We start from the raw sequence: 11505 nt of genomic DNA, 5'->3' as shown, positions 1-11505 counted from the left end.
ACCGGCTCCTGTGCCCGCGCAAGCCGCGCCGGTAGCGGTGCCGCCTGCCGCGGCCGTGGTCCCGGTATCAGCGCCATCGGCATCAACGCCATCGGTTCCGGCTCAAGCAGCGCCTACCGCGCCGTCGGTTGAAGCACCGGGTGAACGGCCCCGATCGACACCTCCCGTGCGGAAGCTCGCGCGCGATCTCGGGATTGTGCTTGATTCGGTGGACGGTACAGGCCCTGGTCGACTGATCACCCGTGAGGATGTCCTCGACGCCCTTGCGGCACGGGACGGCTCTGCAGCAGGAACCGTCGACTCCGGACCGCGTGCATCGGAAGGTGTCGTCGAAAGCGACGCGCCGGCCGGAAGGAATCCGGTGCAGGTGCGCGGCGAGACGCGGATTCCGATCAAGGGTGTCCGCAAGCACACGGCGGCCGCGATGGTGGCGAGTGCCTTCACCGCCCCGCATGTGACGGAGTTCCTGACCGTGGACGTCACGCCCACCATGGAGTTGATCGGCAGGCTGAAGGCATTACGCGCCTTCGCAGATGCCCGGATCACACCGCTCACAATCGTTGCCAAGGCTGTGTGTATCGCCGTCCGCCGTCAACCGTCGCTCAATTCGTTCTGGGATGGTGCCGCCAACGAGATTGTGCAGTACTCCGCAGTGAACCTTGGCATCGCGGCAGCCACACCCCGTGGGCTGCTGGTTCCCAACATCAAGGACGCCGGGGAACTGTCCCTCCTCGAACTGTCTGTCGCACTGAAGGCACTCACCGAGACCGCCCGCTCGGGAAGGACCAGCCCGGCCGACCTGACCGGCGGCACGCTGTCCATCACGAACATCGGAGTCTTCGGCATCGATGCTGGTACGCCGATCCTCAACCCCGGTGAAGCGGCAATTCTCGCGGTGGGTGCGGTGCGTCGTGCGCCGTGGGAGTACGAGGACCAGGTTGCCCTGAGGTCGGTGATGACGCTGAGCCTGTCCTTCGACCATCGCCTGGTCGACGGGGAACAGGGCTCGCGGTTCCTCGCGGACATCGGCACCATCCTGTCGGACCCGGGGATGGTCCTGACGATGGTCTAATGACTGGCTGCTGGATGCGGTCGCCCTCCGGGCACCTGACAAGCTCATTCCCGGGCTGTGTCCAGCCTCGCAGGAATAAATGGGGAGGCGCTCGAGCGCTTACCCACCGAACCCGGTTGATGTTTCCTTTCTGCTGCTGTTCTTATGTTGTTGAGTGGGTGGTTCCGGGCAGTTGTAGTGTCTTGGCTACCCAGGGGTGGTGGGTATGGCTGTTGCTGCTGTGCCGGGCGCTTGTCGACACGGCTTCGTAGGATTGGCCGTTTGCCGTTCCCGTGATGACCCGACCGCTGATTGAGAGACGCGTTGATTCTCGCTGGATAAGGACACGACGGCGCGGTTATCTGCTGGGCTCTTACTGGAGATGACGAGATGATTGGAGGCTGTAATGGCGCAGCTGTGGGCTGGTGTAGATGCTGGTAAAACACATCACCATTGCGTGGTGATCGACACGGACGGTACCCGTTTGTATTCGCAACGGGTTGCCAACGATGAGGGTGCGCTGCTGGATCTCATCGCGAATGTCGCTGGCCTCACCAGGGGATTGGGCGAGGGGTGGTGTGGGCGGTGGATTTGGACCATGGGGGAGCGGCGTTGCTGATTGCCCTGCTGGCCGCCCATGGTCAGCGCCTGCTTTACATTCCGGGTCCTACTGTTCATCACGCATCCAAGACGTACGGCGGTGATGGGAAGACCGACGCGAAGGACGCGATGGCGATCGCTGATCAGGCGCGGATGCGCAGGGATCCGCAGCCACGGCGGGTGGGACATGACAGCGTTCGACAGCGCTGAAGGGCAACTCCCTTACCCCGGCCATCATCTGTCTCGCTCGGCGCCGCCTCAAGGTCCTTTTGGCAATGCTCGGCGACGACGCCACCTACATCCCGCTCCCCGCGTCGGCACCACCGCTGGGAGCCTGACAAGCAGACTCGGCGCGGCGGAAGGGGTCATCCTTGGCGCGGGAGACTGCTCTGCCCAAATCTTCGTTAGGTGGAACATCGAAAACGTGCATCGCTTACCCGTCAGGTGTGGAGGTGGAAAATACCTGGTGCCCAAGTGTCTGCAGGTGTATAACATATGTCCCAGAGCTGGATGATTCGGGGTGAAGTGAGTCCCGGAAAGTAGGCTCTTCGTCTTTTGGTGTGGTGAGGAGACCGAGGCTGGTGGACGACCGCCTCGATGCGGGAATTTATGGGCGTGCCGTCTGGCTGACGTTGGCCGGATGGGCGGTGGGGCTCGTCGTGACCGGCCTCGTGCTGTGGAGCCCCGTCGTGCTCTTCGGGTACCGGAGTCCGTCTCTGCACCTGGTGGTGGACTCGGTTGATTCGTGTGTGGCCTTGCTGGTGGCGTATTTACTGTACGGGCGGTTTGTGCGACGCCGTAGGCTGCAGGACCTGTTGCTCGCTCAAAGCCTCGTGCTCTTGGCGGTCGCCGGGGCTGGTCTGTCATGGATGAGTCAGTCCTTGAGCGAAGATCGCGACGGAACCTTCGATGTCTGGTTGCCCCTGACGCTAAGGCTTATCGGTGCGGTCCTTATCACGTCCGCCGCGCTGGTAAGCCCGGCCCGCCAAGTGTCCTTAAAATCGGGGTGGTGGGTGCTGGCCGTGCCCGTGGTGGTCGTCGTCGTGACGTCCTCGGTGATGTGGGGAGGACGATTTCTACTGCCCCTAGCTTTCGGCCAGTCTCTGGACGCGGCCACGCAACCTACTCTGCTTGCTGTCCATCCCCTGTTTCTGATCGCCCAAGGGGCCGCGGCGCTGTGCTTCTTGGTCGCGTCGATTGTCTTTACCAAGCGCGCGGCTGATCACTCTGACCCGCTGCTGTGTTGGATAGGCCCGGCTTGCGCCCTGGGTGCCTTCGCCCGCGTCAACTACGCTCTGTTCCCCTCGCTGTATACAGACTGGTTCTACACCGGTGACTTGTTGCGGACCGGCTTCTACCTGCTGCTCCTGATGGGGGCCAGCCGTGAGATCAAGCAGTACTGGGACGCCTACTCCCGGGTGGCCGTGCTTGAGGATCGGCGGCGGCTCGCGCGAGAGTTGCACGATGGGGTTATCCAGGAGCTCGCGCTGCTGCGGATGGAAGGCTCTTCTCTTCCTCCCGGACTACAGGCGAGGGGCCAGATCCTCGCAAGCTGCGATCGGGCGCTGGATGAGGCTCGTTCTGCGGTTCAGGCCCTCGATCGTGGCGGGGACGAGACTCTGGGGCTTGTCCTGCACCGGACGGCGCGGGAGCTGTCCCAGAGGTACCGAGTCCGCTTGGAGGTTGAGGTTGATGACTCCGTCGAATCCAGCGTCGAGCAGCAGCACGCGCTGGTTCGGATCACTCGCGAAGCGGTGGCCAACGCAGTTCACCATGGCCGGGCCGATCAGCTGCGCGTTCGTTTGAGCAGGGACGGGGACCGGCGGTGCCTGATCGTTCAGGACGACGGAACGGGTTTCGACGTCGCTAGTGCCACGGGCGTCGCCGCGGGCTATGGTTTGATCAGCATGCGGGAGCGCGCCCGGGCCTTGCCCGGATCCCTTGACGTAACATCGCGCTCGGGAGAAGGAAGCGTGGTGACGGTGATGTGGTAGATCAGCACCGGCTTCGGGTTGTGATGGCCGATGACCATGCCTGGATCCGCGCGAGAGTTCGCCAGACGCTGGAAGCGGATGGCTGGGACGTGTGCGGGGAGGGCGCCTCCGCCGAGGAAGCAATTCAGCTCGCTATGGAGCATCGTCCCGACGTGCTGTTGCTCGACATCAACATGCCCGGCAACGGAATTCACGCCGCTCAGCAGATCAGCAGAATGTTGCCCGAGGCCGCCGTAGTGATGCTCACCCAGTCCGCTGACGACGAGGATCTCTTCGACTCCCTGCGGGCGGGAGCCTCTGGGTACCTGCTCAAGAGCACGGACCCCGCAACCCTCGCCGATGTGCTGCGCGGGGTACTCTCCGGAGAGGCGGCGATGTCCCCCGCGCTCGTCACGCGCATCCTGCAGGAGTTTAGAGCGCCCAGCCGAAAAGTCTTGCCTCGTAAGTCGGCGGCTGCCGCCAAGTTGAGTCCGCGCGAGGGGGAGGTCATGGAACTCCTCGCCCAGGGGTTGTCTACCGAAGATGTCGCCCACAAGCTCTTCGTCTCCCCGACCACGGTCCGTGTCCATGTCTCGACGGTCCTGCGCAAACTTCGGGTAAAGGACAGAAAGAGCGCTTTCCACGTGCTGAAGGAGTAGTGAGGGGTGCCGCAGCCACCGGCTACGGCATCCCTCACCCGCCGGTCGTTCACTCACACATCAGAACAACTACCTCTGAGCGACTGGCACGTTATTCTGCGTGGCCGTCAATGCCGACGTGCAGGACACGGTCACGGGGTCACCGGGCGTCGTGAGATCCCAGTTAGTGGGGCAAGAGCTCAGCATATTCCCCTCGTGGTCGAGGTCTTTGTAACATCCCCCGCATATCCCGGAAAGTTGAATCCGGTTAATTGCTTTTTGCTACCCCGGAGAACGGCAGATACGACGCTGGTCGTGCTGGTTGTCGTGGTCAGTTCGCGTTGATGCATCGTCTGGTTCTTGTACTGGGTGTTACCCACTTTCGGGTGCTCCATGCTGTCGGGCCTGTCCTGCCTGCCCCCGCGATTGCAGGCTTCCTGTCTATTCCTGGCCGCAATCGGCGTTTAGGCATTTGAACGCACGCAGACGGTTTCACCGTCCCGTTTCGCCGTAGCCTTAACTCATTACGGTGTGCCGGCTGCCACACAGGGGACTAGAACCCAGACCACTGCAGCACACCTGCAGGAATGCTTCCGTCACTGCTGATCTGCTTGCACGGCAGGGTTACTCGCGTTGAATGACCATCGTTGCGCGGACTTTTCAAGCCTCTACTCCAAACAGCACGCCCCAACGGGCCTGAACGAGGGAACACCATGAGCAAGAAAGTTTGGGCTCGCGTCGCAGCCGGGCCCACCGCGCCAATGACGACGCAAACGAGCCGTTCGACCGGTAGGAAGCCCCTTCGGCGTTCAGTTTTCAAGGCCGCGGCCGCCTTTGCCGCCACCGGAAGCCTGCTTCTGGCAAGTGCGGGCGTAGTTCACCCGGACATCATTAAACATACGGACAGTGTGGACGCGGTCGCCAAAGTCATGCCCCTCAATGCTGGTGGACCGGCTGGAACCACCACACTGGTGGTAATTACGGCAAACGACGACGGTAAGAACGGGTGCAATCTCACCGGCTCTCGTACTCTCCAGTTGAACCTCGTTTCCAGCAACCCGTCGGTGGCAACTGTCTCGCCAGGCAGCGTCACTTTCACTTCGTGCGGGGATCTGAAAACCCTGACCGTTACCCCAGTGGGTGCCGGAGACACCACTGTCACCGCAACTGTGGCGCCGGGAGGCAACACGACGGAAGGTACGTTCAACCTCGCGCCGGCGGCATTCGCGGTCAAGGTAGCACCCGCCGCCCCGGCGAACACCGCCCCTACCCTGAGGATCACCGGCGTTGAACCCACAGACTCCTACAACAAGGGGGCAGTCCCGGCCGCGGTCTGTGAGATAACCGACGCGGAAGACGGGCCCAGCACCAAGCCGGCTACGCTCGGCCCCATCACCGGACCTGACAGCGGCACTGGGATCGGCTCCCAGACTGCAAGTTGCAGCTACACGGACAAGGGAGGGCTTACCGCCGTCAGCGACGTGACCTACACCATCACCGATCCGACGCCCCCGGCAATCACCTACACCCTAAACCCCGCTGCTGCGGACGGGCTTGCAGGCTGGTACAAGAACAATGTGGCACTCACCTGGACCGTCACGGAACCGGACTCGCCAACCACGCTTTCCAAGCAGGGCTGCGTAGACGCGACCATAAGCGCGGATCAGCAGGCGCAGGAGTACACCTGCTCAGCAACAAGTGGGGGCGGCAGCGCGGGCCCGGTCACCGTGTCCGTGAAGAAGGACGGGACAGCGCCCACCGTCAGCTACACCAGCCCCGCAGGAACACTCGGCAGCAACGGCTGGTACACCTCCGATGTGACAGCAACGTTTACGGCGACGGACGCGACGTCCGGCCCGGCCCCGGCCACGCAGACGAAGCTTTCGGAAGGCGAGGGTGCTGCAGTCCAGGTGGATAGCCCTGAATTCAGGGACGTGGCGGGCAATATCACCGCAGCCGGCGCAGCTTCGGCCACCTATAAGATCGACAAAACGGACCCCACCGCCACCTTCAACTCCACAGTGGCCACTGGCTACTTCGGTTCGATTGCTGCGCAGCCCACCTGCACGGCAACAGACGCACTCTCCGGCCCAGCAAGTTGCGTTGTCACCGGCTACAGTAAAGCCGTTGGTACGCACACTCTCACCGCCACCGCCACCGACATGGCAGGTAACACCAAAACTGCCACACAGGAGTACACCGTGCACTCCTGGGAAGCCAAGGGCTTCTATCAACCTGTGGATATGGGCGGCATGTTGAACACCGTCAAGGGTGGCAGCACGGTACCCATCAAGTTCGAGTTGTTTGCAGGATCGACAGAGCTTACCGACCCCAGCCAGATGTCATTCTCAATGGGCAAGACGGCGTGCTCGCCAACTGCCCCTAGCGACGACATCGAGACCCTTGCGGCGGCCGGCAGCACATCCTTGCGGTATGACGCTACCGCCGGTCACTTCATCTACAACTGGAAGACCCCGACTGGCGCCGGCACCTGCTACGCCCTCACTATGAAAGCGGCCGACGGCACCACCATCAGTGCCCACTTCAAACTGAAGTAACGCCCCTAACAACAGCCACAATGCAAGGAGCCCGGCCATACGACCGGGCTCCTTCGTGCTGTGTGGGTAATAGGGCGCACAACGCTTCACAGGCTGATGGCGCCAATGCCCCGGGTGTCGCCCATGTATCGGTCTGTGAAAGAGTTGATCGGAGCAACTCTAATGCGCGGGGTGAAGCGCCTCCAGCGCAAGCACAATCGGGGCAGGAAGTGGGGATCGGTAGCACCGGAGGCCTCCGCCCAGGCCGACGGACTCTCGAGGAAAAGAGGATCCGGCCCTATAGATTTCCTTGTTGCAGGGAGACACAAGAAAACGGGAGTGAGAGCCGGTAGCGTAGCTCCCACTCCCACCTTTCTAATCACCATGCCCGCGGTTGCTGGTGGGTGTGGGTTTTCGGGCTTCCCCTGATTTTCGCTGGCGCTCCAACCCGGCACAGTGGTCCTGCGCTCCGCTCCGGCCTGTAGCTGGCTGCTCCTTCGTCGCACCCGGGATTCTTTCCTTTTTCGCTGCTTGTCCTACTGCAGTTCGAGGATCAGTTCCCGAACGACGGCGCCGCGGGCGCTTGCGAAGCCCTGCGTCTCGCCCACGTGCTTGAAGCCCCACCGCTCGAGGATGCGGATCGAGTTCACGTTGTCCACGACCGCGCGGGCACGCAGGGGTCGCTCGGTCACTTCCTCCAAAAACTGCCCCACCGCCGCTGTCGTGATGCCCTGTCCCCAGCAAGCCTTGTCGATCCAGTAGCTGATCTCCGGGACGTCGCCGTCGTGGTAGGCAAGGATGCTGCCCACTACGCGGCCGTCGGAGAGGATGGTGCGGACCGTGATCTTCCGGTCGTTCAGGATGTCCTGCCAATGGTGGTCGAAGACACCGCGGTCGGCCGGGTTCTTTGCAGCGAATGCGGCCATGTGGTTTGCGCTGGGATCCAGCTGGTGGGAGAAGAATTCATCAAGGTCGGCAGATTCGACGGGGCGAAGCTCAATCACGGCGGAACTCAATTCGGTAATGGTCACGGTCTAGGGAAACAGCCTACTAGGTGTACTGAGTGCAGTTGGGTCGGCACGACAGGGCAGGGACCTCATCATCGTCAGACCCCCACGGCGGCCCACGCCATGTCTTCCAGCAGCCCGCGCAGTCCGGAGAGGTCGGGGATTGCCCTGCCGGCATGGGTGGTGTGGGGAGTCGAGTTGATGAGCCCGAACACGGCGTGTGCCTTCCGCCGCAACCGGACGCGATCGGCGTCCGGGAACAGCTCGGCGAGGATGTCCACCCAGACCTCGAGGTAACGGCGCTGGAGGGACCGCACCAGCTGCTCGTCCTCACGCGGAAGACTGCTGAGATCGCGGTCCTGGACCCGGATCACGTTGGCTTTCGAAAGGGCGAAGTCCACCTGGAACCGAATCAGGTCCATGAGTGCCGCTTCGGGATCCGTCGATGCCGCGACCACTGCGAGGCTGCCTTCCAGGAGGTCCTCGCTGACGCCGGTCAGGAGCGCGGACAGCACAGCGGGTTTGCCGCTGAAGTGCCGGTAGACGGCGGGTCCGCTCACCCCGGCGGCCGAACCGAGGTCTTCGATGGAGACCCCGTTGTATCCGCGCTCGGCGAACAGCTGCGCCGCTGCGTCGAGCAGAGCCGCACGACGGGAGGCCTTGGCGATGCTCCGGCCGGTCAGGCGGTCTTCAACGGGCAGAACTTCCATGGGATCCTTCGCTTCTTGCACGGGAATGCTCCCATTGTGGTGGACACCACGGTTAATAGCCACTAACCTAAATTCGGTTAGCGTCTGCTAACTGAAGCTATCGCGAGGATATTGGTCGATGGAGACACTGGCGTCCAAGGTCAATACCACCTCCCCGGAGTTCGTGGAGAACGATCAGGCCCAGCAGGCCCTGGTCGGTGAGCTGCGCGGACGGCTGGCGGAGGCGGCGCTTGGCGGCCCCGAGCGCTCGCGGGAGCGCCACGTCGCCCGCGGGAAGCTGCTGCCGCGCGAGCGGATCGACCAACTGCTCGACGACGGCAGCCCGTTCCTCGAGATCGCGCCGCTCGCCGCACACGAACTGTACGACGGCGAGTGCCCCGGCGCCGGAGTCATCGCGGGAATCGGCCTGGTCCACAACCGGCATGTCCTCGTGATCTCGAATGACGCCACGGTCAAGGGCGGCACCTACTATCCGCTGACGGTGAAGAAGCACCTCCGGGCACAGGAGATCGCGCTGGAGAACAATCTGCCGTGTATCTACCTGGTGGACTCGGGCGGCGCCTACCTTCCGAAACAGGACGAGGTGTTTCCCGATCGGGACCACTTCGGCCGCATCTTCTTCAATCAGGCGCAGCTTTCCGCACGAAAGATTCCTCAGCTCGCCGCCGTGATGGGATCCTGCACCGCCGGTGGAGCCTACGTGCCTGCCATGAGCGATGAGACGGTGATCGTCCGGAACCAGGGCACCATCTTCCTCGGGGGGCCGCCGCTGGTGAAGGCGGCCATCGGGGAAATCGTGACCGCCGAGGAGCTCGGGGGCGGCGACGTCCACTCCCGGGTTTCGGGTGTGACGGACCACCTCGCGGAGAGCGACCAGCACGCGCTGGAGATCATCCGGGACATCGTCTCCACCCTGCCGGCCCCCGATCCTGCCTGGCGGCCCGTGGCCTCGGTGGCGCCGGCCCAGGATCCCGCCGAGCTGTACGGTGCTGTTCCGGTTGATGTCAACGCCTCCTACGACGTCCGCGAGGTCATCGCCCGCTTGGTGGACGGGAGCCTCTTCCACGAGTTCAAGCGGGAATACGGCACCACCCTCGTCACGGGCTTCGCGACACTCCACGGTCACCAGGTCGGGATCGTCGCGAACAACGGAGTCCTGTTCAGCGAATCGGCGCTCAAGGGCGCCCACTTCGTGGAGCTGTGCGACCAGCGCGGGATCCCGCTGATCTTCCTCCAGAACCTGTCCGGCTTCATGGTGGGCAAGGACTACGAGGCCGGAGGCATCGCCAAGAACGGCGCCAAAATGGTCACTGCAGTGGCAACATGCAGGGTGCCCAAGCTGACCGTCGTGATCGGTGGTTCATTCGGGGCCGGTAACTATTCGATGTGTGGACGCGCCTACTCGCCGCGGTTCCTCTGGATGTGGCCGGCGAGCAGGATCTCGGTGATGGGCGGGAACCAGGCCTCCGCGGTGCTTGGCACCGTCAAGCGGGACCAGCTCGAGGCCCGGGGCGAGGCATGGAGCGCCGACGACGAGGAAGCGTTCAAAGCACCGATCCGCGACCAGTACGAAGCACAGGGAAGCCCCTACTACTCGACGGCCCGCCTTTGGGACGACGGCATCATCGATCCGGCGGACACCCGCACGGTGCTCGGGCTGGCGCTCGATGTCTGCGCCAATTCACCCCTGCCCGAAACCTCCTTCGGCCTCTTTCGAATGTGACCCCCATGCACCCTGAATCAATGACCGGCAGCGTTCCTGCCAGCATCCCGTCCAGTATTCCTACCACCACGACGACGTCCAACTCACCCGTGTCCGGTGCGACGCAGCCAAGCCCGCCGGTGCCCGGTGCGACGATTTCCGGCTCGCCCTTTGCACAGCTGATGACGCCGTCCGCCCTCTTCGACACGGTCCTGGTGGCGAACCGTGGCGAGATCGCCTGCCGGATCATCCGCACCCTGCGGAGCCTCGGCATCCGGTCGGTCGCGGTCTACAGCGACGCCGACGCCGGGGCACGCCATGTCATCGAGGCGGACATCGCTGTCCGCATCGGGCCTGCGGCCCCCTCGGAAAGCTATCTCAACGGCGAGGCCATTCTCCGCGCCTGCCACAGGACCGGCGCGACGGCGGTGCATCCCGGCTACGGCTTCCTCAGCGAGAACGCGGCCTTCGCTGAGCGCCTCGCCGCCGCAGGAATCATCTTCATCGGCCCGCCGGTGCACGCCCTGAACGTGATGGGCGACAAGATCCGATCGAAGAACCACGTCGCCGGCCACGGCGTCCCCGTGGTGCCGGGCATCGCCGAGCCCGGACAGACCGACGAGCAGCTCATCCGCCAGGCCGCGCAGGTCGGATTTCCGCTGCTGATCAAACCGTCCGCAGGGGGCGGCGGCAAGGGAATGCATGCCGTGCATGCTCCTGAGGAGCTGCCCGGAGCGCTCGTTACCGCGCGGCGTGTCGCAGCTTCCGCCTTCGGGGATGACACGCTGTTCCTCGAACGCCTCGTCCTGACACCGCGCCACATCGAGGTGCAGGTCCTGGCGGATACCGCCGGCAACGTCATCCACCTCGGCGAACGCGAGTGTTCACTGCAGCGGCGCCACCAGAAAGTCATCGAGGAGGCGCCGTCCGTCCTTCTCGACGATGCCACGCGGAACCGCATCGGTGAAGCTGCCTGCAATGCTGCACGTAGCGTCGATTACGTGGGTGCGGGAACCGTCGAATTCCTGGTCTCGGATACCGCGCCCGACGAATTCTTCTTCATGGAGATGAACACTCGGCTTCAGGTGGAACATCCTGTGACCGAGATGGTGACCGGGGTGGACCTTGTCGAATGGCAGATCCGCATCGCCGCGGGGGAGGAACTCGCCCTCCGGCAGGAGGACGTGGTGCTCAGCGGCCATGCCGTCGAGGCGCGGGTGTATGCGGAGAGCCCGGAGGCCGGGTTCCTGCCGTCCACCGGGACCGTGCACCGGCTGGCCGAGCCGG

The 11505-nt window shown here is 63.7% G+C and carries 8 protein-coding genes and 1 pseudogene; 7 read left to right on the top strand and 2 right to left on the bottom strand.

What is annotated here, in order from left to right:
* From Y705_RS17620 to Y705_RS0105195, 5 genes and pseudogenes are all read left to right on the top strand, one after another.
* Window positions 1-1072: dihydrolipoamide acetyltransferase family protein (locus tag Y705_RS17620; RefSeq protein ID WP_155849939.1), on the top strand; the 1072-nt coding region annotated here is incomplete at its 5' end.
* Window positions 1073-1457: 385 nt separating this feature from the next.
* Window positions 1458-1843: pseudogene (locus Y705_RS21080) on the top strand (IS110 family transposase); the annotation flags it as partial.
* Between the two features lie 389 nt (window positions 1844-2232).
* Window positions 2233-3645 carry a sensor histidine kinase gene (locus tag Y705_RS0105205; protein WP_026532083.1) on the top strand — a complete coding sequence of 471 codons (1413 nt, stop codon included), beginning with the start codon at window positions 2233-2235 and terminating at the stop codon, window positions 3643-3645.
* A gap of 23 nt (window positions 3646-3668) precedes the next feature.
* A complete protein-coding gene (locus Y705_RS0105200) occupies window positions 3669-4283 on the top strand; it encodes a response regulator (RefSeq protein WP_049822332.1) in 615 nt (204 codons plus the stop codon).
* A gap of 692 nt (window positions 4284-4975) precedes the next feature.
* The gene (locus tag Y705_RS0105195; protein WP_155849933.1) at window positions 4976-6820 is read left to right on the top strand and encodes a PxKF domain-containing protein; all 1845 of its coding nucleotides are present in this window, start codon (window positions 4976-4978) and stop codon (window positions 6818-6820) included.
* Between the two features lie 515 nt (window positions 6821-7335).
* On the opposite strand, the gene Y705_RS0105190 is transcribed toward Y705_RS0105195, so the two are convergent.
* The gene (locus Y705_RS0105190; protein ID WP_049822314.1) at window positions 7336-7830 is read right to left on the bottom strand and encodes a GNAT family N-acetyltransferase; all 495 of its coding nucleotides are present in this window, start codon (window positions 7828-7830) and stop codon (window positions 7336-7338) included.
* 74 nt (window positions 7831-7904) lie between these two features.
* Window positions 7905-8516 (bottom strand): TetR/AcrR family transcriptional regulator, encoded by a 612-nt coding sequence (locus tag Y705_RS0105185; protein ID WP_026532079.1) that lies wholly within the window; start codon window positions 8514-8516, stop codon window positions 7905-7907.
* 118 nt (window positions 8517-8634) lie between these two features.
* On the opposite strand from Y705_RS0105185, the gene Y705_RS0105180 reads away from it, so the two are divergent.
* A complete protein-coding gene (locus tag Y705_RS0105180) occupies window positions 8635-10239 on the top strand; it encodes a carboxyl transferase domain-containing protein (protein WP_026532078.1) in 1605 nt (534 codons plus the stop codon).
* Between the two features lie 161 nt (window positions 10240-10400).
* A partial coding sequence (locus Y705_RS17615) for an acetyl-CoA carboxylase biotin carboxylase subunit (RefSeq protein ID WP_155849938.1) occupies window positions 10401-11505 on the top strand: 1105 nt, incomplete at its 3' end.

This window comes from Arthrobacter sp. H41 (genome assembly GCF_000520535.1).
Classification (GTDB): domain Bacteria; phylum Actinomycetota; class Actinomycetes; order Actinomycetales; family Micrococcaceae; genus Arthrobacter_D.
The sequence above is the reverse complement of the archived record's forward strand: the minus strand, read 5'-3'. Positions and strand labels throughout refer to the sequence as shown.

What these genes read in the sequence shown, in the direction of transcription:
- Y705_RS0105180 (WP_026532078.1), top strand. Translation starts at nt 8,635, where the DNA reads ATGGAGACACTGGCGTCCAAGGTCAATACCACCTCCCCGGAGTTCGTG.
- Y705_RS0105185 (WP_026532079.1), bottom strand. Translation starts at nt 8,516, where the DNA reads ATGGAAGTTCTGCCCGTTGAAGACCGCCTGACCGGCCGGAGCATCGCC.
- Y705_RS0105200 (WP_049822332.1), top strand. Translation starts at nt 3,669, where the DNA reads ATGGCCGATGACCATGCCTGGATCCGCGCGAGAGTTCGCCAGACGCTG.
- Y705_RS0105195 (WP_155849933.1), top strand. Translation starts at nt 4,976, where the DNA reads ATGAGCAAGAAAGTTTGGGCTCGCGTCGCAGCCGGGCCCACCGCGCCA.